15 protein-coding genes, 3 tRNA genes and 1 pseudogene are annotated in these 25,049 nt (G+C 42.0%); 13 read left to right on the forward strand and 6 right to left on the reverse strand.

Annotated features, from left to right (window positions below):
• Positions 1–54: 54 nt before the first annotated feature.
• Positions 55–945, reverse strand: coding sequence for a CHAD domain-containing protein (locus B853_RS22490; RefSeq protein WP_170001042.1), 891 nt, complete (start codon positions 943–945; stop codon positions 55–57).
• Between the two features lie 846 nt (positions 946–1,791).
• Here B853_RS22490 and B853_RS22495 point away from each other — a divergent pair.
• Positions 1,792–3,633: an Ig-like domain-containing protein gene (locus B853_RS22495; protein ID WP_038886678.1), complete on the forward strand. Its 1,842-nt coding sequence runs from the start codon at positions 1,792–1,794 to the stop codon at positions 3,631–3,633.
• A gap of 66 nt (positions 3,634–3,699) precedes the next feature.
• On the opposite strand, the gene B853_RS22500 is transcribed toward B853_RS22495, so the two are convergent.
• The gene (locus B853_RS22500) at positions 3,700–4,953 is read right to left on the reverse strand and encodes a hypothetical protein (protein WP_038886680.1); all 1,254 of its coding nucleotides are present in this window, start codon (positions 4,951–4,953) and stop codon (positions 3,700–3,702) included.
• Between the two features lie 496 nt (positions 4,954–5,449).
• On the opposite strand from B853_RS22500, the gene B853_RS22505 reads away from it, so the two are divergent.
• The 5 genes from B853_RS22505 (at position 5,450) to B853_RS22525 (ending at position 10,194) form a co-directional block, all read left to right on the forward strand.
• Positions 5,450–5,536, forward strand: a tRNA-Leu gene (locus tag B853_RS22505).
• Positions 5,537–5,655: 119 nt separating this feature from the next.
• Positions 5,656–5,729, forward strand: a tRNA-Cys gene (locus B853_RS22510).
• A 254-nt stretch (positions 5,730–5,983) separates the two neighbouring features.
• A complete protein-coding gene (locus B853_RS22515) occupies positions 5,984–7,765 on the forward strand; it encodes a nucleotidyl transferase family protein (RefSeq protein WP_038887951.1) in 1,782 nt (593 codons plus the stop codon).
• 393 nt (positions 7,766–8,158) lie between these two features.
• A tRNA-Cys gene (locus B853_RS22520) sits at positions 8,159–8,232 on the forward strand.
• A gap of 354 nt (positions 8,233–8,586) precedes the next feature.
• A complete protein-coding gene (locus B853_RS22525; RefSeq protein WP_038887952.1) occupies positions 8,587–10,194 on the forward strand; it encodes a hypothetical protein in 1,608 nt (535 codons plus the stop codon).
• A 52-nt stretch (positions 10,195–10,246) separates the two neighbouring features.
• On the opposite strand, the gene B853_RS22530 is transcribed toward B853_RS22525, so the two are convergent.
• Together B853_RS22530 and B853_RS22535 are read right to left on the reverse strand one after the other, a co-directional pair.
• A complete protein-coding gene (locus tag B853_RS22530) occupies positions 10,247–12,037 on the reverse strand; it encodes an Ig-like domain-containing protein (protein ID WP_038887954.1) in 1,791 nt (596 codons plus the stop codon).
• Between the two features lie 477 nt (positions 12,038–12,514).
• The gene (locus B853_RS22535; protein WP_038882814.1) at positions 12,515–14,050 is read right to left on the reverse strand and encodes a methyl-accepting chemotaxis protein; all 1,536 of its coding nucleotides are present in this window, start codon (positions 14,048–14,050) and stop codon (positions 12,515–12,517) included.
• A gap of 476 nt (positions 14,051–14,526) precedes the next feature.
• On the opposite strand from B853_RS22535, the gene nirB reads away from it, so the two are divergent.
• The 4 genes and pseudogenes from nirB (at position 14,527) to cobA (ending at position 19,499) form a co-directional block, all read left to right on the forward strand.
• A complete protein-coding gene (gene nirB / locus B853_RS22540; RefSeq protein ID WP_038883180.1) occupies positions 14,527–17,085 on the forward strand; it encodes a nitrite reductase large subunit NirB in 2,559 nt (852 codons plus the stop codon).
• 14 nt (positions 17,086–17,099) lie between these two features.
• Positions 17,100–17,423, forward strand: coding sequence for a nitrite reductase small subunit NirD (gene nirD, locus B853_RS22545; RefSeq protein ID WP_038883178.1), 324 nt, complete (start codon positions 17,100–17,102; stop codon positions 17,421–17,423).
• A gap of 172 nt (positions 17,424–17,595) precedes the next feature.
• Entirely contained in the window at positions 17,596–18,444 is an 849-nt protein-coding gene (locus B853_RS22550) for a formate/nitrite transporter family protein (protein WP_038883176.1), read from the forward strand.
• 297 nt (positions 18,445–18,741) lie between these two features.
• Positions 18,742–19,499: pseudogene (gene cobA, locus B853_RS22555) on the forward strand (uroporphyrinogen-III C-methyltransferase).
• 22 nt (positions 19,500–19,521) lie between these two features.
• Here cobA and B853_RS22560 read toward each other — a convergent pair.
• Positions 19,522–19,962, reverse strand: coding sequence for a DUF4174 domain-containing protein (locus B853_RS22560; RefSeq protein ID WP_010451685.1), 441 nt, complete (start codon positions 19,960–19,962; stop codon positions 19,522–19,524).
• A gap of 120 nt (positions 19,963–20,082) precedes the next feature.
• On the opposite strand from B853_RS22560, the gene B853_RS22565 reads away from it, so the two are divergent.
• Positions 20,083–20,571: a LabA-like NYN domain-containing protein gene (locus B853_RS22565; protein WP_010451686.1), complete on the forward strand. Its 489-nt coding sequence runs from the start codon at positions 20,083–20,085 to the stop codon at positions 20,569–20,571.
• A 104-nt stretch (positions 20,572–20,675) separates the two neighbouring features.
• Here the strand turns inward: B853_RS22565 and B853_RS22570 are convergent, their stop codons facing one another.
• Complete coding sequence (locus B853_RS22570; RefSeq protein WP_010451687.1) at positions 20,676–22,007, reverse strand: anaerobic C4-dicarboxylate transporter; 1,332 nt, start codon at positions 22,005–22,007, stop codon at positions 20,676–20,678.
• A gap of 473 nt (positions 22,008–22,480) precedes the next feature.
• On the opposite strand from B853_RS22570, the gene B853_RS22575 reads away from it, so the two are divergent.
• Together B853_RS22575 and B853_RS22580 are read left to right on the forward strand one after the other, a co-directional pair.
• On the forward strand, positions 22,481–24,097 hold the full coding sequence (locus B853_RS22575; RefSeq protein WP_038883174.1) for a methyl-accepting chemotaxis protein: 1,617 nt from the start codon (positions 22,481–22,483) through the stop codon (positions 24,095–24,097).
• Between the two features lie 162 nt (positions 24,098–24,259).
• The gene (locus B853_RS22580) at positions 24,260–25,000 is read left to right on the forward strand and encodes a siderophore ferric iron reductase (RefSeq protein ID WP_038883173.1); all 741 of its coding nucleotides are present in this window, start codon (positions 24,260–24,262) and stop codon (positions 24,998–25,000) included.
• The last annotated feature ends 49 nt before the right edge of the window (positions 25,001–25,049 follow it).

Here is a 25,049-nt window from a genome sequence, read left to right on the forward strand (position 1 = left end):
TCGGCTTATTTGTTTTTATAAACGGACAAGAAGTCGACTGATTCCACCCGTTTTCTAAACTGTTTTAGTACATCCAAAGCGCTCGCTCTTTGTTGAGAGCGAAGCACTTTTTTTTTGTTTTATCAAGGAACGTATCGTTTGTTTGCCTTTTTTGCCGAGATCATATTTGGATTTGAGGCTAGATAGAAACGCAATTTGGGTTACGCTGTCGTTAAAGTCGCCCAAGCGATTCTGCATAAGCTTCAATTGATGAATGTTCTGGTTGTGTGCTTTCTTTGGATACAGGTTGGTGAAAAAGTCTAGTAAGTAACGCAGCTTTTTACATTCTATGCGTAGTTTATGAATGTCGTCGTCAGAGCTTTGTGTTCCAAGTTTGCGGCTTAACTTATAGATTTTGCCCGCATGTAGCGAAATCTTCTGATTGGCATATTCTAAAGTCCCCATTTCTGTTTCAAGACTTTCATGCACGCTTGCTCTATGCAGGCTATTTTCAATGATTACACATGTTTTCCTATAGCAATCTGTCTCGAGCCAATCTGAGACTCGTTTTTGCTCTACCTCCCTAGAATGCTGTATATGATCGAATATAGATGTTAGTGCGCGTTGATACTTGAGTTGTTTGTCTAAGTAAGACGATTTTTCGGCAACAAAGACATCTAAATCACGTAAGTAATTGGTTTGCTTCATCAGTATTCTGAGGTTGCGGGCTAATAAGTGACGTTCAAAAGAAGGCAGTACATCTTTTAACAGTTGGCTAAGAGAGCGGATTCGACGCAATGTTACCCTGTATTGATGATTAAACTCTAAATTCTCACCAGCTTTAACCCCTTGCTCAAGCTGCCGGGCGTAACTGAATTCATGAGAGAAAAAACGGGGTAGGGTAAACTTTAAATCCGATTCTGTGTGCAAAATCAATTCAAAAGCTGGCTTTTGACTAACGCTCATGTTCAGTTCTCCCTGTGTATACTCGGGCATCTCGAGGTTACTTGGGTATAGATGTAATTAATTTTAGAATATTGCTCTTACTATCCCCATTGCTGCTGATAAAAATTTAACTTTTAAACGCTAACATAATGTTTTTATGGGCTTATATTTAGGTGATATTAAAACTGTGCCATAATAATCTTGTTTATATTATTTCAATTTCATAACAAGTAAAGTAAAGTAAATTTATTTTTCGGCATCGGCATGATTTGCAAAGCGTTATTTAAAAACTATCAAAATTGATAACTAGGTTGGTTGAAATTTAATCTATTAGTTTGCTAGTATCGCATTCACAACGAATTACAGTCATTCTAATAAATGGATATAAAGTGGTGGAATAAGTCAGTTTTTCTAGGCGATTCGAACTAGAAACCTACCTTTGTGATTACAGGCGTATTCCCAAGTCGAGTATGGCTTGGTGTGTATCAGTGCATCCCGTAGTGTCGGAATGTTCGGTCTTTTTGTGTGTTGAATACCTAAAATCACCCAAGCACAGTCTATTTTTGGCTAATGAAACCTCGCGTCTGTTACGCGATGAATTCTGTACTTGTATATTTATTTGACTACTTAAATTTATCGTGGGTGGGCGAAAGCTAATAGATGTAATTATATAAACTCTACAACAATCATTATTCTAATAAGAATGGTGATCTAAATTATATTGACGTTGAATATCAAGGCGTCATTTTTAATTGTGATTATTGAACTTCATTACTTTCTTTTCGTGAGAGGAGGTTAATGCTGTCGGTAATTTAAAGTTGCAATCTGTCTTTGTATATTTAAAAGGCTAAATTTGAGGTTAATAAATTGAATTTATTCAACTCTACCAATGTCTTAAGTTTTGTTTCAGGCTTAGCGTTGAGAGCAAAAGGAAAAGTTACAGTTTCTGTTGCTGCACTACTTAGTATCTCTACATTTTCGGCGTTCGCAGGTGACATGCTGCCTACGAAAGGTGAACAAAAAACATTGGTTCTACTGGTTAACTTCCAAGAAAACCCAAACGACCAACCTATTAGCATCGCTCAAGCCGAGAGTCTTGTATTCGGTGAAATAAACAATTTCTACCGTGAAGCATCTTTTGAACAAACTTGGTTATCTGGAGAGGTGGCAGGTTGGTTTACTCTACCGCTTTCTAATCAAGTGTGTGACTTTACAGCTGTGCAAAATGCTGCTGACGATAAAGCGGTGGCGGCTGGCGTTCCTTTGGCGCACTACGACCGCATTATTTACCTTATGACAAAAACAGCATGTGGTGTCGCTGGCTCTGCAACCCTACAAGGTATACCTTCAAGAGCTCACATTAACGGAGATTTTTCCGCAACCAACATTACGCATGAGCTTGGACACAACTTTGGCTTGCATCACTCTCGCGCTTTAGATTGTGGTGATGAAACCTTGGGTAGCCAATGTGAAATTCGTGAATATGGTGACACCTATGATGTCATGGGTGGCCCTGATATCGGGTACTTCAACACGTTCCAACGAGAGCAGTTAGGATGGTTAGATGGTGAGCATTCAAATAAGACAATTGAAGTAACACAAGACGGTAACTATTCAATCGCAAATTATGAGGTGCAAAGTGATCAGCCGATCACATTAAAAGTGCCGCGCGGTTTAGATTCAACGACAGGAATGATGCGTTGGTTCTACATTGAATATCGCCAGTCTGTAGGTTTTGATGATTTTCTTGATGATCGCTCGTACTCTTTCTACCGTGGTGATGTGACGGATGGCATCATTATCCGCAGTGCGACTGATGGTGATGCACGTAGCAGCAACCTTCTTCATTTTAAAACAGATTCTGAGTACAAGGCTGTATTTGGTCGAAATGATTGGTTTGATCCAGCAATGCCAGTAGGTGGAACATACACTGACCCGGATTCGGGTGTCACAATGACTTTGAATAGTGCTGCAAATGGTATGGCTGAAGTGAACATTCATTTTGGAAATCCAGGCAATGGTGGTGATGATAAGGTTTGTACTACCCATATGCCAATACTCAAAGCAACAGCAACAACAGACAGTTCTGTTTATGCTGGGGAAAGTGTGCAGTATCAAGTGGCTGTCACTAACCAAGATAGTGTAGATTGTGCGAATACGACGTTTTCCGTGAGCGTCACTGTACCAAGTGGTTGGCAAGCTACAAATGGACAATTAACCTTAGCTCCGGGGGAGTCTGGCCAATTGCTATTGACTGTGACTTCAGCGAGTAACGCAACTGCAAAAGACTATTCCATCGGCATGACCGCTTTGCATAGCCAAGACTCAAATGCTAGGGCGACAGGCACAGTGACTTACACTGTGATTGAAGAGGTTGGAACAATTCCCGAGTTAAGCGCCGTTAACGATAGCGTTGTGCTAACACAAAAGCAGCCAGTAACCATTGATGTACTTGCTAACGATGTGATTGATGAGGAAACGAAGGCTTCTATTGTTTCATACACTAGCCCAAGTAAGGGGCGAGTTGAATTATTTTCTGATGGGACCTTCCGTTACACGCCAGAAAAGCGATTCAAAAATACGGACAGCTTCAGCTACACCATAAGCGACGGTCAAAGTAGCTCCACCGCATGGGTTAGCATCACTTTGCAAGAGTCATCAGATGGTGGTGGCAATGGATCTAAGCCAGGTAAAGGCAACAATAAGTAACTTAGTTAAAATGCCCGGCATATGATATGTCGGGCATTTATTCTTTTGGGTTACCAATCTCAGCCTTTATTCAGGACATTGAACAGGTTCTGGGCAAGTTGGACATAGAGTACATTCAGCATAAGCAGTCATTGCTTCTACAGTTGCACCAAAGACTGTTTGACCAATAGCATCCACCGTGTCAGCAAATGGCGGAACATCTCCACCCGCAAGAGGCAGTCCATCACCTTCTCCCGGTACAGGCTCATAATCACCTTCAAAGTCTGCACATTGACCCGGTGTCAGTGTACCAACAAAGATAGGATCAGAGTCTTTGTTATCAATTACAACAACGTCATTTATGGTAATTTCCGATGTATTACAAACACTACCATTGTAATTGACTTCAAGACCGTACTCATGAATACCTGTGTTTGCAAAGCGGTTCACGACAATCACGTTACACTCTTTTTGAAGTGTTAGCGCGCCAGGAATGTTTTGATTTGGACATTCCCAATCGGCATTGTCTGAAACTGCAACCTCTCCACCACCAGCAAGTGCTGCAGTTACTTCAGCGTAGTTGGTAATACCATTCTGAGCTACTCTAAAAGTACCGTTAAATGTTTGGTAGTCGCCGACTGCAAGCGTAGCGAGTTCAAACATATGAACACCGTTATCAAGGTCTTCTTCAACGGCAGTGGTGTCTGTTGCTTTAATATCGTAAAGAGGCAACTGGCCAGTATTTTCGACTTTCAGCTCGTAGTCATATTGTAAGGAGTCACCGTTAACAATGTTGTTAAACGTACAGACTTTAGTGATTTTGATTTCAGGTTTACCAGGGGTGTAACAAAACGAGATGTGGCTTAAACCATAAAAATCATCCCCTCGACGTACCGGAGAATGTAATCCGGTATCGCTACTAACTAAAATGCCATCTGCAAAATACTCATACAAGTTACCAGTAGGGCCACCTTTCACAAAGATGCCTTGAATGATGACTGGACTTGAACCTTGATCCCAAGAAAACGTTTTGGCCCCTTCTTGTACCGATATTGCAACTTCTAGTTCACCATCAGAGTAAACACCATCGGCAACAGGTTCAATTTTGAATTCTTCGAGGTCTGGTATTCCATAGAAGTCAGCACAGGTTGGGTTACCGTTGTATTGAACTGGTTGAACGCCTTGACCTGATGGAGGGCCGGCTTCAGCTCGGACATTCTGCGATACTAAAAACGCAGAGCAGACCAAAAGCGAAGTAAGTAACTTGATCAGTTTTGTGTTCAGAGAACTGATACAACTGAAGTCCATGTTGTACCAGCGCGTATTGTTTGTTTCTTTCATAAAACCTCCGGCGGGTATAGAGCGAGCTATACAACCGCATCGTTGTTCTTTCAGAAATAAGTTCGATACTGCACCGGAGTCTTAGCATAGAGTGTTCCATGTATAAGTGGTTGTTTTTGTGGGGCTAATTATTTTGGGTGTGTTTGCCTTTGCACAGTTTGTCTACTCAAGGCTGAAGAGATTTATTTGAAGGGGTTACTAAGTACCTGATTAAAAGCAATTAAAGCGAGGGCTTGTTCGAGTGTTCACTAAGTGAACAAAGTGTAACTGACTCTGAACAGAATGTGTGTTAAAGCTAAACACAACACAAAACAGAAGTAGGATGTATGAATGTTATTATTGTATGAATAGCGATCATTCCGGGTTGCTTTTTAAACATATGAATAAAAAAGATAAAATAAACGGTTGACCTAAAAATTTATTGAGTTAAAGTACGCCTCGTTCTCGCGGCAAAGGTCGTTAGAGCAGATGGTGTTGCCATCGCATTGATTGCGTTGCCCTGGTGGTGGAATTGGTAGACACAAGGGATTTAAAATCCCTCGACGTTCGCGTTGTGCCGGTTCAAGTCCGGCCCGGGGCACCATCAGCTATTTTAGTGTGTGGATTGAAAATCCTTCCGTCGAGTTGACCGGCCGAGTGTCAGACCATCAATTCCGGTCGGGGCAGCATCCCTCATTATATGAGAACAATAAAATTCGGTAAGGCGCCTTGGCAGAGTGGCTATGCAGCGGATTGCAAATCCGTGGACCTCGGTTCGATTCCGGGAGGCGCCTCCATTCGAATATATAGAATTATTAAGCCCCGTCAGTGATGACGGGGCTTTTTTCGTCTAAGCGACATAAAAGTATATTGCAGTACTGAGCCTCATAGCACCTACGTTAGCAGAGTAGTCTTTACTTATTGAACGGTGACACTATACATAGATGTATTGGTTTGTAGTGTCAATATTACAAATCGATACATTAATTTTGTTGCATATGTTGTATAATGCTGTTTTGGCATACATTAACTGTAATTATTAGTAGTAAAAATGAACATCATTGACTTGTCAGCGAGACTGAGAATCTTAAAATATCGATCCTTAGATTTAATCACTTCAAAAAACACCATCCGACGAAATACTAAGCTAGCGAGTTTGTATAGTAGATTAGGAGACTATACAAACTCAGTTAAGCATGCTGAAGCAGTGTATAAGTCAGGTTCAAGAGCTGATTACTACTACATTTTAAAAAATTTACACATCTTAAGTAATGCCACTCGGCCTGTCGATATCGTTGATGACCCAACCCCGATTCCTGATGATATAGTCTCCCTAATTGGTGCATTAGACTCTAACATTTGTGATTTTGATAAAATAAAATTCATTCAGGATTATGTGTTAAGTAAAGGAGCGATTCCTTGCCTTATTGGTATTTCAGGAAAGGGTAAACGGCTAAAAAACAAAACTATAGAAGAAAAAGAGCTAATATCCAATCCCGATCTATATACTAAAGGTAGATATAAATGGGGGGAAAGTGATAGAGTCCCTAGCTATATTAAATACGTGTATAGAAATTACAATGATATAAAAATATCCGAACTATTTAATTCATTTTCCCCTGTCGTAAAATCGACCAAAGTTGTATTGCGAGATTTTGAAAACCCATGCGTTTCAGTGCAAGGTGGTAGCAGAGTGACGACTTCTCAGCCAAGATCCTTCAATCGCCGTGTATTGGTGTTTGGTACTTCAACGACATTTTCTATTGGCTCTAGAGATGAAGATTCGATAACCAGTATAATCCAAAGAGAACTGAACAAAAGTTATAGCGATATCAAGGTTGAGAACTATGGCGTTCAGGGAATGCGGTTGATTCTTGCAATTAATAACTTAGTGCAAACAGACATAAAAGAAAACGATATTGTTGTGTTTTTTGACTATGACGAGTTTAATAGGGCTAAAAATGAATATATTTTTAATATTGATCTAAATAAATTAGATAGAGGTCGAGATTTTTTTATTGATTTAACAAAACACCAATGTCATTTTTCTCCAAGTGGAAACTCAATACTAGCTAAGTCTATTGTCAATGAAATTATACCGAGTATGATAAACCGAGATGTAGCTAATTATCGAGAGCCTTGTGATAAGATGCTTCAAGTTCTAGATAACTTAAAATACTGCTTATATAGACACACAGCTCAGTCGTTAGAGTCATGCGAAATGAAGAGTTATCTTTCATTATTAGAAAAGCATGTACCAAAAGAAGGCACAAAGGTAGGTAGTGTTGCGGTCAATTGTAACCCGATAACGCTAGGACATTTACACCTATTAGAGTATGCGGCGGGTGATGTTGATGAGTTATTCGTATTTGTAATTGAAGAAGATAAATCCTTTTTCAAATTTGAAGATCGCTTGAAGTTAGTCTGCGAAGCTACAAATCATCTTGAGAATGTGACTGTTCTTAGGGGAGGCCGGTTCATTTGTACAGAGTTGACGTATCCAGATTACTTTGACAAAGATACTAAAGAAGCTAAAGCAGATGCGTCAATGGAAGCTTGGTTCTTTTGTGAGTATATTGCAAAGAAACTTAATATTGGCAAAATATTTCTAGGCGATGAACCCAATTGTATGATTACAAAGCAGTACAATGACAAGATGCAAGAGTTACTCCCAGGCTATGGTGTAGAAGTTGACATAATCGATCGCATCTCCACAGGTGGGCAGGTGATAAGTGCCTCGAAAGTAAGGGCTTATTTGAAGGAGCGAGATTTCCAATCGATTAAAGCAATTGTTCCTGAGGCTACATATCGCTTCTTAAAGGCAAACTTTTAAATGTAATTGGGCCCGATTTGATTGGGCTCTCAGTGCATGAGAATAATAAAATTCGGTAAGGCGCCTCCATTCGAATATATAGAATTATTAAGCCCCGTCAGTGATGACGGGGCTTTTTGCATTTGTTCGTTTGTTTTTCACACGACAGCACGGCAGATTTTTAGTGGTCGTAATCGTTATGGGCGGGAGAGTTGAAGGTTGGTGGTTGGGCAAAAGCGCTAAAGATATACGGAGCTTGTATGCAAAGTCGCCATCTTGATGGTCTTTTTAGCTAACGTTCTTTTTTAACAAATTAATCTTTGACTAAACGAAATAAATCATTAAAGTACACGCCTGTTCTAGGGGGAAGTCCCGAGACAACCTTTCAAATGTTTCTCTACGAAACTCAAAGATGGCGCCTTGGCAGAGTGGCTATGCAGCGGATTGCAAATCCGTGGACCTCGGTTCGATTCCGGGAGGCGCCTCCATTCCTAATGTTTTTTATTCCTACCTCGGTTACAGCGAGCTTAAAACGTTAACCTGTCACGCCTGTAAACCAGACTGTATCAACCTGTAACATCATACTCGTTGCACGTTAGTCACTCTATTTATTGCTATTTTTGTTCTTATTTCATTTCAGTTTCCATTGTGATTGAACAATGTGTCAACTAAGATTTTATATCAACTATTTAACTACATATAAATCAATAGTTTACCCTGTGGCACGCTCTATGCCTTATTAGTCGCGAAAAGAAAGCTGTATCACACTTTCTATCTATCTAAACGCTATTAATGACATAAGGACCTTCGTCAAGTTTTAGGAGTGTTCTAAGGAGTAGATTATGAAACCTCACACGCCAGAGCTCTGGCACACGATAAAAATCTTTATATATGCAGTTATTACAAGCCTATTTATAGGCAGTTCTGCGTTTGCTACGCCAACTGATGGTGTCTTTGAGTTAGAATCAAATGCAAATGCTGTAGATGATTCGGCAGCTGGCGCGCCCGACGATTGGGGCACTCCACCATTAGATGGGTCTGCACAAGTATTTAGCTTTGAAGATGATACCGCCACGCCGGATACAATATTCACAGGGGGTAAGAAAGACATTCAAGATATCCCACAATTAGGATGGAAGACAGGTACCGTTCTCGATAAAGGGGATATTCTCCATGCTTATGCTGCGGCCTATATCATCAATAATGAACTTGTATTGACTTTTGGTGCCGACCGTTTTGGTAATAGCGGTGACGCATTTTTAGGCTTTTGGTTTTATCAAGATTCTGTCGGAACCAACCCTGATGGCACGTTTTCAGGTCAACATGTCGCGGGTGACTTACTTATCCAGGTAAATTACTTACAATCAGCGAATGCAGGGCCTGAGATTTTAGTCCTAGAATGGGATACAAGTTGTAAAAAAGCTGCGAGCAATAACCCACAAGATGGGGAGTGTGCTGCAGCAAACCTTCGTTTAAAAGTTAGGAGCAACGCACTATGTGCTCCGGGAAATCAATTGGTTTGTGCTTCTACAAATACGTCTGATGCAACTTCGCCATGGCCATACACTCCTAAAGATGGTGTAGATGATGTATTCCCTCCGGAAACCTTTTTCGAAGGGGGAGTCAATATTACACAGCTTCTCCAAGCAGATACGTGCTTTAGTGCTTTTGCGGCAGAGACACGTGCATCAAGTAGTATCACAGCGCAGTTAAAAGACTTTGTCGTTGGCGATTTCGAGCTATGTAGCGTAGATATTACTAAAACTTGTAATCAGGCACAGGTTAACGATACAGAAGATGGTTATGTCTACACCTATAGCGGTGACGTTATTAATGATGGTGTGGGTACACTATATGACGTAGTCGTTGAAGATCTTGAAGCAGGTACAATTCATAGCCTTGGTAGTATTCCGTCTGGTCAAAGCGCAAGTTACTCAGGAAGTTTTGAGAGCACAAGTAATGGGTTAACAAATACTGTAAGAGTCACTGCTGCTGCTACACCTGGTGGGCAAGCTACGATTACTGATACTGCTAGCGATCCTTGTGAATCGTTGAGCTTGTCACCGATGATCAGTGTGAACAAGTCATGTACTAGCGGATTCAAGCAAACCGCGAGTGGTATAATAGCTGAAGTAAGCTTCTCTGGTATGGTTTGTAATACAACGCCTGATTTGACGTTGGTTAACGTTTCTGTTGTGGATGATTCAGGTACACCGAGCGACACTGCAGATGATGTTGTGGTACTGAGTAATGTTGTACTTGGACCTCCAGGTAGTGGTAATGAATGTGAACCATACAGCGGTAGCTATATTCCTACAGCGTTTAGTAATTCAGAAACACAATCATTCCGAGATACTGTTACAGCGGTTGGTTTCTTGAAGATTGACGGAACCCAAGCAACTAATACTGCCTCTGCTGACTGTGATATCTGTCCAGCACCAACAGACTAAATGATATTTGTAAATAGAAAAGCCTGGTGATAAAAACCAGGCTTTTTCATGCTTATTTCTGTTTCCCTTTACCGCCATTTCCACCGTTTCCGCCGGAACTAGATTGTAAAGAAACATTAATTATCGCTGTCGAAGTTGAATTTCCATCATCAATTGTATATGAAAAGCTGTCGCTATTTTTAAACTTATTTTCTGGTACATACTCTATTGAACCATCACTAAGCAAACGAGCTGTACCTTTATTAGGTTTGCTAATCGTTATATTTAGATTTGAATTATTTTCGAAAATGTCATTATTTAATTGATAGATACGCGTAGTAACTTTTTCAGTAATAATGATACTATCATCAATCGCTTGAACTTTAGTTTCAGATGAACTTTCTACATTATAAGAAAGAGAGGATTGAGCTACTTGGTTATATTTACTTTCACTAACCTGCACCGGGATATTATAGTTATCACTATTAGCACTTGAACTTGATGTAACGCTAATATTTGTATCTTTTGTTATACCTGATGCAATGGATATAGAGTTTGCGTCATAAACCCAACCGCTAGGTACATCAAGTGATGGTAAATAAGTCACGTCCTCACAGTTGTCACTATTTTGATTAGTAATACGTAATTGGTACTCAAGCGTTTCTCCAGCTTGGGCTGCAATATTCGATACTGGCGTTATGGAAACTTGTGGGGCAGTAGCAACACATTGTGTGTTGTTCCCGTCAAACAATACGCTGACTTGAGCACTAGAACCATTCGCACTTTCTAATGTGATGGACACTCCGGATGTCGGGTCAACAAAAGTTCCACCAATAGGTAAGGCAGAGTCTTCCCAATCGTTGTTTCCAAACAATTGTTTGAATGTCGAGTTTGGTTTCATGTGCAATAGACGACTGCTCTTTGGAGTGTCATCTGTAGCGAGGCGCACAACAATACCTTCTGTTACATCTTGGCGGTAAAGCTTGTAAGAACGTTCATTTAAGAAATCATCAAAGCCAATAGGTTGACGATATTCGATATAAAACCACTGAGATTTTCCCGTTACTGGGTCGACTCCACGAGGAATCTTTAGAACAGATGTTTGTGATGAGTCCAAAGCTTCATATGGGTTGATGGCATATACTCCATCAACGGAAGCTACTTGAGCCTGAGAACCCAGCCACCCAAGGTTTTCCAACTGAAATGCATTGAAATATCCCATTTCATAGTTACCCATAGTGTCATAGCTATCCCCATATTCAATAACACGACAACTGCCAGTCATAGCACCATCTTGACAGTCTAGAGCACTTGAATGCTGAAGCCCAAAGTTGTGACCTAGTTCATGGGCAATCACTCGAGGTTCGAAAATTCCATTGATATTGGCGCGTGAAGGAGTCACTCCCTGGCTTCCGGACCCTTCCGAAGAGCATGCCGTTTTTGTAGTCAGATAGATAAAACGGTCATAATCTGCTAGGTTAAACCCTGCATTTTGAGCCATTTTATTTGCTTCAGATGCAACAGTATCGTCATTACAAATTTGGTTTGAAATCGGTAGCGTAAAAGTTCCTGCGACCTCACCAGTTAACCATAAGCGTCCTTGCGAAGCTTGCGAGTAAAACTCATTAACAGTCTCAAAAACTAAGCTATGGGCTTCATCGTTTGAAATAGGGATCTCTTGTGGGTTTTCTTGAAAGTTGACTATCAACACCAAGGTAGTTTGCTCACCAATCGCTAAATTGTTAGCATAACTTGTTGAAGAGAAAGAGACTGTTGTTATTAGAGTAATCAAGCTAAAAATTAATAGTCGAAAATTTGGCGCGACAAAGCTCGATTGAGGGAGGGTGACCTTCTTCAATTCCATATACCTATTTAGTTTTTTATATTAAATTAATTTGTAAAAATTCAGAGCTAACTCGTTGGAAACAGAACCAAAATATCACCACGCAAATAATGTTATAAAATATTGGTGCTCATTGAATTATGCAAATTGTTTTTTATTTATATATTAATGTTACATATAAATTAGCCGCTAGATAATAACAGTATTTTTGGCTAATTTTCAACCAAATCGTTTGTGTTTAATGCAATGAAAAAAAGATTAGTAATTTCAATTAAGTAGAATGTGAATTTAATATTTATTTGGAAAAATATGAAATGAGTTTATATGCTATGATTTTATCTTATTTACCGATTATGAAATATTACAACATAGAGTATGCAACAATTTAAATATTAGTTTGTTAGCATGATTTGCTATGTCTTTTAGCTAAATATCTTATAGGAATGTTTTCTGAAGGCAAAAAAGAAGGGCCTTATATGATTCAGGCCCTTCGTTTCATTAGCGGTTGAATTGAGTCATCAAGCGCTGCATTGCTTCGATACTGTCGACAAGCTGACTGGTTCGCTCAATTGAAGTGTTTGACGTCTCTGATGTGTCGTCTGCTAACTGCTTGATGTTGATGACGTTTCGGTTGATCTCTTGTGTCACACAAGCTTGCTGTTCTACTGCGGTAGCAATTTGATGACTACTATCAGTTACAGAGTCAAGCTTAGCCGAAATCATTCGAAGAACTTCACCCGTTTGGTCAGCTCGTTCCTTGCAGTTATTCGACAGTTCATTACCTTTTTGCATTGCTTCGACCGCAAGGTTGGCAGTGTCTTGCAGTTGCTTAATCATAGAGTGAATTTCACTAGCAGAAGAGCCAGTCTTCGACGCAAGATTTCTCACTTCATCTGCAACGACTGCAAAACCTCGACCAGCTTCACCGGCTCTTGCTGCTTCAATTGCAGCATTGAGGGCCAGTAGATTAGTTTGCTCGGAAATTGCAGTAATGACTTCCAAAATGCTGTCTATTTTTTGGCTGTCATTGGAAAGCTGATTAATGATAGATTGCGAACGAGTAAGCTCCTCATCTAAGGCGTCCACTTCAGATATTGTCTGTTCTATGCTCGTTAAACCTTTCTGTGATTCAGCATTTGCTTGTTCGGTTAGTTGAGAGGCGTCAGTAGCTGCCGTTGAAACTTCATTGATGGAGTTAGTCAGCTCTTCAACTGCGGCTGCGACTTGTTCAGTTTCGCTACATTGTTGCTGAAGGCTTTGACCAATACTCTGTATGGTGCCGAATTCATCTTCTGCTGATGCCAATATTTTCCCTGAAGTTTCACTCGCTCGACCTGAAACTGCTCTTAGCTCAGCTTTGCGCATCATTAAAGCCAACTCAATGCGTGAGTAGTCATCTTTATGATTCGTGTATGGGTACTCCATCAACTCATTTTCATACGCTTGCTTTGTTAGCTCAGACAGATCGTCAAAGCGTTTCTTTTGCATGAGAGCATTCCCGCAAAGCAGTAACGCAAGTAGAGCTGGTATTAGCAGTAACCAGTTTGCTGACATCACGCTTAAAGCGAGTAAGGAAGCCAGAAGGGCAGGTAAGCCAATAGCATTTATAAGGTGATACTTGAAGCGAGGTCTTACTTTCGCTTTATTGTGTGAGATTTGTTTGTAAAGGCTTTCTGCGCGTAGGATTTGTTCTTGGGAAGGCTTAGACCGAACCGATTGGTATTCAATCACGTTACCTTGAGGATCTCGAATTGGCGTTACAAATGCGGAAACCCAATAGTGGTGCTCGTTGTCACTGCATTGGTTCTTTACCAGCCCCATCCAGCTCTTACCAGCTTTGAGATATTCCCACATTTGTTTAAATGCGGCTTTCGGCATGTCTTTATGACGAACCATATTGTGTGGGTTGCCAATGAGTTCATGATCTTCATACCCAGCTATGTCACAAAAGTCACTATTTGCATAGGTGATATGACTGCTAGGATCGGTTGTGGAGATCAAGTTGGCAGCTTCGCTAAATTCCTTGTTGAGCATATTAGTCGTTCTATTTTTACTGTTGGTTAGAAGAGTTGTGCTAAAAGCAAGAACTCAGACTGTTGATTTTCAAGCAATAGTTTAGATTTGGAATGAAGATCAACATATGACACAAGTCAATTTGAGCGGATTATTTATAAACAAAAGTGAAAACTATGAAATCGATTCTTATTATTTGCCAAATCAATTTAATTAATATTATCAATTTCATTTTTGCCTGATTGGTGTCTCGAAAACGGCCTAGTTTGACGACTTTTACTTGATTTATTAAAAATTATTAACAGCCTAGTGAGGTGGTGACGGTTTACTACATAAATATGTGGCAAATTTACTGTTAAACCCTCTTGTAGCTAAGGTTTTTTATCATCTACCCCTTTAGGGTAGTTTGATTCCGTAATTGATTTACATCATGTATTAATTTTCTTTCACATTTAACAATGCGCTCAGTTATAAGAACCTAACCCTTAGGAAGTATTATGAGCAAGTTGAAGCTGGTCGTTATCGGTAACGGTATGGTAGGGCACCGTTACATTGAAGACTTAGTCGAAAAAACGGATGCATCTCAATATGAGATCACAGTTTTCTGTGAAGAACCACGTGTCGCTTATGACCGTGTCCACCTTTCTTCTTACTTTTCTCACCATACAGCGGACGAGTTATCTTTGGTTAAAGAAGGTTTCTACGAGAAGCATGGTGTGAATATGTTAATTGGCGAGCGTGCCATTAACGTAAACCGTGAGAAGCGTATCGTTCATTCAAGCACTGGTCGTGAAATTCAATACGACAAGCTGATTATGGCAACTGGCTCATTCCCGTTCGTTCCACCTATCAAGGGCCGTGAAAGTAAAGACTGTTTTGTTTACCGTACTATCGAAGATCTAAAAGCGATCGAAGCGTGCGCGAAGAAGAGTAAAGTCGGCGTGGTTATTGGTGGCGGCCTACTTGGTCTTGAAGCTGCGGGTGCATTGAAAGCGCTTGGCGTTGAAACTCACGTTGTCGAGTTCGCACCGAAGTTGATGGCTGAACAGCTAGATCAAGCGGGTGGTAATCAACTTCGCCAAAAAATCGAGAGCATGGGTGTTAAGGTTCATACGAGCAAAAACACACTTGAAATTGCTCCTGAGGGTAAAGATGCACGTAATGTTATGCGTTTTGCCGATGGTACTGAACTAGAGACAGATTTCATCGTATTCTCTGCAGGTATTCGTCCACAAGATAAGCTGGCTCGTGACATGCAGTTGGATGTTGCACCACGTGGTGGTATCGCCATTAACGACTTCTGTCAGACATCTGATGAGAACATTTACGCGATTGGCGAGTGTGCGTCTTGGAATGAAACCTTCTACGGGTTAGTTGCTCCTGGTTACAAGATGGCAACGGTAGCGGTTGACCACATTGTGGGTAATGACAGCAAGTTCGAAGGTGCTGACATGTCAGCGAAGCTTAAATTGCTTGGTGTGAAAGTTGGTTCTATCGGTGACGCTAACGGTCGTACTCCTGGTTGTAAGAGTTATGTTTACCAGAACGAAGAGCAAGAAGTTTACAAACGCTTAATCGTATCAGAAGACAACAAGAAGCTTCTTGGTGCGGTGATGGTCGGTGATACTTCTGACTACGGTGATCTTCTACAGCTAATGTTGAATGAAATCGACCTACCAGAACACCCAGACGCATTGATTCTACCAGCTCATGCCGGCGCAGAAAAACCAACACTAGGCGCAGATGCTCTGCCTGATTCTGCGGTTATCTGTTCTTGCTTCGACGTGACTAAAGGCAAAATCGCTGAAGCTGTTGCACAAGGGCACCACACTATTGGTGACATCAAAGCGGTAACGGGTGCAGGCACAGGTTGTGGTGGCTGTATCCCACTTGTAACGTCAGTGCTAAACGCTGAGCTTGAAAAAGCGGGCGTTGAAGTAAAAGCAGACGTTTGTGAGCACTTTGCTTACTCTCGCCAAGAGCTTTTCCACCTAGTGCGTATCGGTGAAATTAAATCGTTTGAAGAGTTGCTAGAGAAACACGGTAAAGGCTACGGCTGTGAAGTGTGTAAACCACTAGCAGGCTCTATCCTTGCTTCTTGCTGGGGTGACCACATCCTGAAGCCATCTCTGGTTAAACTGCACGATACCAACGATAACTTCCTAGGTAACATGCAAAAAGATGGTACTTACTCTGTTATTCCACGTATGGCTGGTGGTGAAGTAACGCCACAAGCGCTTGCTGCACTTGCAGACGTTGCCGCTGAATACAACCTGTACACCAAGATCACAGGCGCTCAACGTATCGGTCTATTTGGTGCGCAGAAAGATGACCTTCCTGCAATCTGGAAAAAGCTAATCGAAGCAGGTTACGAAACAGGCCAAGCTTATGCGAAAGCACTGCGTATGGCTAAGACGTGTGTCGGTTCTACTTGGTGTCGTTACGGCGTTCAAGATTCAGTTGGCCTTGGCGTAATGATCGAGAACCGTTACAAAGGCATCCGTACACCTCATAAGATGAAGTTTGGTGTGTCTGGTTGTACTCGTGAGTGTGCAGAAGCGCAAGGCAAAGACTTGGGCATCATCGCAACTGACGCAGGTTGGAACATGTACGTTTGTGGTAACGGTGGTATGAAGCCTCGTCATGCAACGTTACTAGCCGGTGACCTAGACCAAGAAACGCTGATCAAGTACATCGACCGATTCATGATGTTCTACATTCGTACAGCAGCGCCACTACAGCGCACATCGGTATGGTTCGAAAACCTAGAAGGCGGTATTGATTACCTACGTGAGGTAATCATGGAAGACAAACTGGGTATCAACGAGCAACTTGAAGCAGACGTAGCGAAGTTGGTTGAAGAGTACCGCTGTGAGTGGACTGACACTATCAACGATGAAACTCAGCTGAAGCGTTTTGCACACTTCGTGAACTCTGATGAACGTGACGACAACGTTATGTTCGTGACAGATGGCCGTGAGCAGCATCGCCCGGCTACATTCACTGAAAAACATCCTGACGCGAAAGGTGATATCCTTCACGTAGAAGTGGTTTAAGGGGAGAAAAGATCATGGCATTTACAAAAGTTTGCAACATCGAAGACATCATCCCAGGTACTGGTGTAGTGGCACTGTTTGAGGGTGAACAAGTCGCGATCTTCCGTCCACGAGCGACTGAAGAAGTCTTTGCAATCAACAATATGGACCCGTTTTTTCAGTCAAATGTACTGTCACGAGGCCTGATTGTTGAACACGATGAGCAATTATGGGTAGCAAGCCCACTTAAGAAGCAACGTTTTAACCTAGCAACAGGTTCATGTATGGAAGATGAGCGCATGAGCGTGAAATCGTACAAAGCACGTGTCGCAAAGGGCAAAGTAGAGATCGCCGCGTAAATATTCAGCATAGCCCAAATAGTTGTTGTAGCAGCTAGGTGACAAATAAGAAGGCTATGGAGATTTAATAGCTTAAAGATTCGTTGTTTCTCAGTTGGGGAACAGAGGAACAGCGAGTCTTTCACTATTCAATTTCAACTTTTAACTTTCAATTTTGAATAAGGACACATTCATGTCTACAGACTTTAAACCTGCTGAATTCGTACAAACCATGATCAACGTGGGTGAGGCGAAAACCAATACCAGCACTCGCGATCTTCTGCTTCGTAGTACTATGGCGGGTATCATCCTATCGCTTGCGGTTGTTGTTGCGATTACCACAATCGTACAAACAGGTGTTGGTGTTGTAGGGGCACTTGTCTTCCCAGTCGGTTTCGTGATTCTTAGTGTTATGGGCTACGATCTCGTAACGGGTGTTTTTGGTCTAGCGCCTCTCGCTAAATTCGCAAACCGTCCTGGTATCACTTGGGGTCGTATTTTCCGTTGTTGGGGTCTTGTAGGTTTGGGTAACCTAATCGGTTCACTAATCGTAGCTTACCTAGTGGCAATCTCTCTAACAGGTAACTTCTCTCTAGAACTAAACGCAGTAGCGAAGAAATTTATCGCTGTTTCTACCGCACGTAGCCTTGGTTTTGAAAACATGGGTATGGACGGATGGATCACGTGTTTCGTACGTGGCATCTTCTGTAACCTGATGGTGTGTCTAGGCGTTATCGGCAACATGACAGCACGTTCAGTGTCTGGCCGTGTAGCAATGATGTGGTTCCCAATCTTCATCTTCTTCGCGCTAGTATTTGAGCACACAGTAGTAAACATGTTCCTATTCCCACTAGGTATGATTCTAGGTGCGGATTTCGGTATTGCGACTTGGTTGAATTTCAACCTTATTCCAACCATCCTGGGTAACATCGTTGGTGGTCTTGTAATGACTTGTATTCCACTGTACCTAACTCACGCAAAAACTGCGCCTTCTATCAATGCTGAAGAAGAAGTAAAAGCAGAGCCTGTAATGGCTAAGTAATCGAGGTTTATTGCCAATATTAGGTAATGAACGAGTCGGGACTCTCTTGGGACTTGAACTGAGAGATTCCCGACTACGCTCCTTCGTCGCTCTCGGGAATGACTCAAAAGGAGCAATTCAACAAAGACTGCTTGTCTAATGCGATGACAAGCAAAGCGATAAGTCTGTCATTCCCTAGATGGAGGAACGACAGAGTAGGGAATCTCGTTCCCATCTACGAATAAGCTATTTGGCTATAAAAAGCGCTTCTTTGCCAAGAGTCTCTCTTTATATCTAAATTTTTCGATAGGCGTTGATATGACTACTGTTAACTCATCCTTAAACAGCGGCTTTGTTTCTCTTGTTGGCGCAGGCCTGGTGACCCAGACTTACTTACTGTAAAAGGGTTAAAAGCAATTCAAGCGGCTGAAGTTGTGGTGTACGACCGATTGGTGTCCAAAGACATTCTTGAATTGGCTCACGCATCAGCAGAGATGATTTATGTAGGCAAGAAATTAGACTTTCACTGTGTGCCTCAAGATCAAATCAACCAAATCTTGGTGCAAAAAGCGCAAGAAGGTAAGCGTGTAGTGCGTCTGAAGGGCGGTGATTCATTTATCTTTGGCCGAGGTGGTGAAGAGCTTGAAGAATTAGCTGAATTCGGTATCAAATATGAAGTCGTTCCGGGTATTACTGCGGCAGCAGGAGCAACAGCTTACGCGGGGATCCCATTAACGCACCGCGATCATGCTCAAAGTGTTCAGTTTATTACAGGCCATGTACAAAAAGATGGTCGCGAGATTGAATGGCATTCGCTAGCGCAATCTAACAACACACTTGTGTTCTACATGGGATTGAAGCAAAGCGGTCATATCATGGATAAACTGATTACACATGGTTTGGACCCTGAAATGTCATGCGCAATCATTGAAAACGGCACGCGCCCAGAGCAACGTGTTTTCCAAGGTAAGTTAAATGAGCTATCGAGCATGGCGGAACAGGCTGTAAGTCCTGCGTTAATTGTGGTGGGCAGCGTAACGCAGCTGCACAACAAATTGGATTGGTTCGGCAAATAACGAAAGCCCTAACCGCTAAGCACTAAATGGCGCAAGGACTGCGTTTCTGTTGCATCTCTCTTTTCCGCATTGGCATTTGATCGATAAGATTATTGATGAACTGCCAATCGGTCTTTGCACCCCAGCGGTGTTTCTCTTCGCCATCTTTACCCAACAGAATTGCAGTGTGTTGACCGGCTTTGACGTCGTAGAGTGCGGCCAGCATTTTCAAATCGAACTCTTCTTTTAGCCAAGAAGGTTCAGTAAAGCCGTCTTCCGCTATGACCAAGGTGATGACGTCTCGATCTTCCAATTCGCATTCATTCATCAATGCTTCCAGCAAAAACTGCTTAACGTGATCGTCGTTTGCGGGGGCAAAATAGAGCACGCTACGATGTGGCCAGTATTGGGCATGCGCTGGATATCCAAATGCTGGACTTGATAAGAGGCATGAAAGCAACAGGGTAATGATCGTCTTACTCATGGCTTCACTCCTTGAAACGCGGATACCAAGTTATACGGTAAGTTTAGTGGAATTAGCTCATTGTGCTTTGGTGCAAAGTGGCATAGGGTATGCGACAAACAAATAAAGTGTATTAAGAAGATGAATTCGGATAGCAAACAAAAGATCGCAATCTTAGTCGACGTACAAAACGTCTATTACACCTGTCGTGAAGCGTACCGCAGCAATTTTGATTACAACCAGTTTTGGTATGTTGCAACACAAGGGAAAGAAGTGGTAAGCGCGCGAGCTTATGCTATTGCGAGTAACGACCCTAAGCAGCGCCAGTTCCACCATATTCTGCGTGGCGTTGGCTTCGAAGTGATGCTTAAACCGTTTATTCAACGCCGTGATGGCAGTGCTAAAGGGGATTGGGATGTGGGTATCACGCTTGATGCGATTGAAGTAGCGCCGGAAGTAGATGAGATCGTTCTTGTTTCTGGCGATGGGGATTTTAGTATGCTGGTGGAACGTATTCAGCAACGATTCAATAAAAAAGTTACTGTGTATGGTGTACCAAAGTTAACGTCTCAAACACTGATTGATTGTGCCGATCACTTCGTTGCAGTCGATGATGATTTTCTTCTTTAGTCTCAACTAGCCATGTGGCTTCGAGAATAAAGAAAGGGCGAGTCACTTCAGGCTGTACGCAAACGTACAATGACTCGCCCCAAACTTTCTTATCTATGTTCAGTTTATGATGGGATAATCATTTGTCCTAACACGTAACCTAGGCAGCAAGCACCAATCACCCCAATCAAGCCCACAGACATGAATGAGTGGTTGAAGTACCACTTACCAATCTTAGTCGTACCCGACGTATCAAAGTTAACTGTCGCGATATCTGAAGGGTAGTTAGGGATAAAGAAGTAGCCGTAAACTGCTGGCATTAGGCCGATAAGCAGCGCTGGCTCCAAACCAAGACCCAGACCCACTGGTAGCATCATACGCGCTGTCGCAGCTTGAGAGTTCACCACAACAGACACAATGAATAGTGCTAGTGCGAATGTCCAAGGGTAGTTGGTTACCATCTCTACGATGCCTGACTTAAACTGAGGCATTGCGTATTGGAAGTAAGTATCTGACATCCAAGCAATACCGAAGATAGCAATCGCTGCCACCATACCTGATTTAAAGACAACGCCATTTGGTACATCACGTGGATCGGTTTTGGTCGCAAGTAAAATGATACCGCCAAAGCAGAGCATCATCATCTGAATAACCACTGCCATGCTGATTGGTTTTGCTCCGTCAACGATGGTACGTACTTCCGGCCACATCGCGATGACGACGATCACAAGAATTGAAAGAATGAACAGCAATACCGAGTTACGTGCGCTAGTTGGTAACACTTCGTCCAAAGACGTTGCGGTTGTATTCAAGATCTTCTCGCGCCAAACCGGATCTTTCAGACGCTCTTGATATTCTTCATCGTCTTCAAGTTCTTTACCGCGTTTTAAGCTGTATAGCGACATCAACAAAGTACCGAACAAGGTTGCAGGTACCGTCACAAGTAGAATCGACAATAGTGTGATTTCGTGTTGAATGTCAGACAGTTGTGCTAGGTAATAAACCACGGCTGCTGAAATTGGTGACGCAGTGATAGCAATTTGCGATGCAACCGATGCCGCTGCCATTGGGCGTTCAGGGCGAATACCGTTTTTCAAAGCAACGTCGCCAATGATCGGCATGATGGAATAAACCGCGTGACCAGTACCAAGTAAGAAGGTCATAGAATAGGTTACAAAAGGAGCAATGAGAGTCACACGTTTTGGGTTTTTACGTAAGACACGTTCAGCGACTTGCAGCATGTATTTTAAGCCACCAGCGGCTTCAAGAATGGATGCACAAGTGACCACCGCTAGGATGATAAGCATAACGGTGACGGGTGGAGAGGTTGGCGGCATTTTGAAAATGAAAACTTCAATCACCAAACCAATGCCAGAGACGACACCAAGACCAATGCCGCCATACCGAGAACCGATATACAGCATCACGAGCAAAAAGAGAAACTCAAGATACAACATGTTTAATTTCCTTATTAGAAACAGGGACATCTATTGTTTCTATATTCAAGGAAAAAATACTTTGCCTTGTTCACATTCCATTTTATAAGAAACGGTAATGTTCAGTTATTTGGGACAGTTCACGCTCAGAACGAAAAGTGTTATCAGGATGATATCTAAGGTTTGCGTAAGCTTATTTTGCTTCAATATCATTTGTTAACATTTGCGCAAAATGTGACCGCGGGGCACTGTTCGATAAAGTTAATAGAATGTTTTGTTGTCTTTTATCTAAGACATAAATTTATCAGTAAGTGGGGTTTGGTAATATATATTCCAGTTGTCAATAACTGTATGTTATATGGGTGTGAGCTATTAGAGTATTTGGATACTTCGCGGTAACAATTTTCTTAAAGATTGATATGCATCAGGAATTTATGCGTTCAATTTAATAGATTCGGTCTACGTCAGTAAAAATATAAACAAAAGGCTAGTCTATGAAATTGAGTAACCTCTCCATCAAATATAAGCTCTTATCACTCGTCGTCTTTTCAGCTCTTCTTCTTATCGCTTCATGTGCGTATAACCTGAATGAACAAAGAAAGTCTTCGTTACAAGAACGAGAGAATAAACTGAGTGCACAAGTAGAAGTTGTGGTTAATTTACTTAGCTACTACTACGAGCAGAGACAAACCATGGGTGAAGAAGCGGCGAAGCAAGCAGCGATCGGCGCGATCACCAAAATGCGATACGACAACAGCAACTACTTTTGGGTCGTCACACCCACTCTAGAAGTTGTGTTGCATCCGACAAAACCAGAATTAAATGGTGTCGATGCGAGTAGCTTTAGAGATGGTGCAGGCAAGTATCACTGGCGTGAAATGGCACAAATCGCCAAAACGACGCAATCAGGATTCTTAGATTACCAATGGAAAAGCCCTAAAGGAGACTTAAAAGACAAGATCTCTTATGTGAAACTTTTCCCAGAATGGCAATGGATTGTTGGCTCAGGAATTTTAGTCGCCGATATTCAAGAGGTGTTTTACGCTAATGCGATAAAAGAGGCGGTAGTTGCATTCGTGCTTATCATCGCGTTGACCGCTTTGGGCTATGTTATTTCGAGCAATATTGTTGAGCCTCTACAACGCCTAATTAAAAACACTCATAAGATCGCCGATGGTGATTTGACAGTACGCCTAAATGCGAGTCGTAAAGATGAGCTAGGTGAAATGAGTAATGAAATTGACCGTATGTTAGAGCAGCTACAAGGTACATTACTTGCTGCCCATGAATCGGCGCTGCAATCATCAAATATGGCACAGAGTATTGCTCAAGCGAGTGAAGAAGCCGCAACAAGTGTAAATAGCCAACATGCGCAGTTAGAGCTTCTTTCTACCGCCATGACTGAAATGAGTACCACTATTGCTGATGTGGCCAATAACGCAGAAAACACTGCTCATAGCACTTCACTTGTAACCACACATGCTGAGCAGAGTGGTAAGGCGATGGAGCAGACCGCGACGACGATTTCTGATGTTTCAAGAGAGATCGCATCAGCCGATCAGTTGGTAAGTGAACTGCAAGCTGGGGTTAATGATATCCGCGCGGTAGTTAGTGTGATCCGTGAAGTCTCGGAGCAGACCAATTTACTTGCCCTGAATGCTGCGATAGAGGCGGCACGAGCTGGAGAGCAAGGTCGAGGATTTGCAGTCGTCGCCGACGAAGTGCGCAATTTAGCAAGTCGTACTCAGCAATCGACAGATGAAGTTCAACAAACGATAGACTCGCTCATTGAACGTACAGATCGCACTGTAAAAGCAATGGAACGCAGCAACGCTAAAGTGGAAGAGAGTGTTGGTATCTCACAATCTACTCAACACCAGTTGGGAGACATGGTAGAAGAGCTTGTTCGCTCAAACGACATGGTCTCGCAAATAGCCGCAGCTTCAGAGCAACAAGGGTTAGTTGCCAATGAAATGACGGAAAATGTCAGTACGATTCATTTAGCTGCCAATGAAGTTAAGCATGCTTCTCAAATGCTCGCTGAAGAAAGCCAACATTTAGCGGCCGCTTCAGAGGTACTGCACGACCAACTGAAGTACTTTAAAGTATAGAAAACAGATGGCTAAGCCCCAGTTAAACTGGGGCTTTTAGTACCTTCGGTAGTATACTAGGCCACTAAAGTGATAAAACACAAGTAATATTGATAATTATTTGCATTGCTAACTTTGCATGCGTATAACTCTGTTTAAATCTAAATACGTTTAAGAACATTGATGTCTACTCAGTTTTTCCCACAACTCTTCCATTACTCAAAAGAAGTCACCCCTTTTTTACATGGCAGCATAGGCGAGATTGATGCCAGTGCCATCCATATCGATAACAATATCAACCCAATTGTTCAGTCTCTTTATGAGTCGCTTTCTCACGCCCATCCAGAGGCTGGCAAAGCTTATTGGCTTACCAGAACTTGGGATCTACTATGTTGGCAACCTATGTTTGTTGCTTTCATTTCTATCTATGGATTTCATACGCTGCCGCGCTTAAGGGGGATGGGGCAATATGTGCAAGATGGGTTTGTCACTGGTTATCGTTTTGAAGATGAGCAGCATATTCATGGTGATATCGAAGAATTGATTGTCGAGGCGGGTAAGCAAATACGTGAACTTTATGACTTTTACCAACTTCAAATGAGTGAATGGATACGTATTCGACCGGGTTTTACTCATCAATTGATGTCCGATGGCGTGATGGCATGCTTAATACGCCTCCAACAGCACTTCCCTCAGTTTAGTAATGACATCATCCATGCCCACGGAATCCTTTGGCTACAAGCTTTAGGGTTGGATGAAGGTAATGTTTCATCTTTGCATAAGCTTACCGAAGATCAGCCCCTAAAGCTCGTTCGCAAAAGTTGTTGTCTCGTGTATAAATGTGAGGGAAGGGAGCTCTGTAAAGACTGCCCAAGGACAGAAGAAAATAAGCGGCTAGTGAAATCAAAAAGTCTTTATCGTTAACAATTATTAAACATATGTAACAGTGCTAGATCTGCTGTTGAGAATGAGT

It is taken from the genome of Vibrio rotiferianus CAIM 577 = LMG 21460 (assembly GCF_002741985.1).
GTDB lineage: Bacteria > Pseudomonadota > Gammaproteobacteria > Enterobacterales > Vibrionaceae > Vibrio > Vibrio rotiferianus.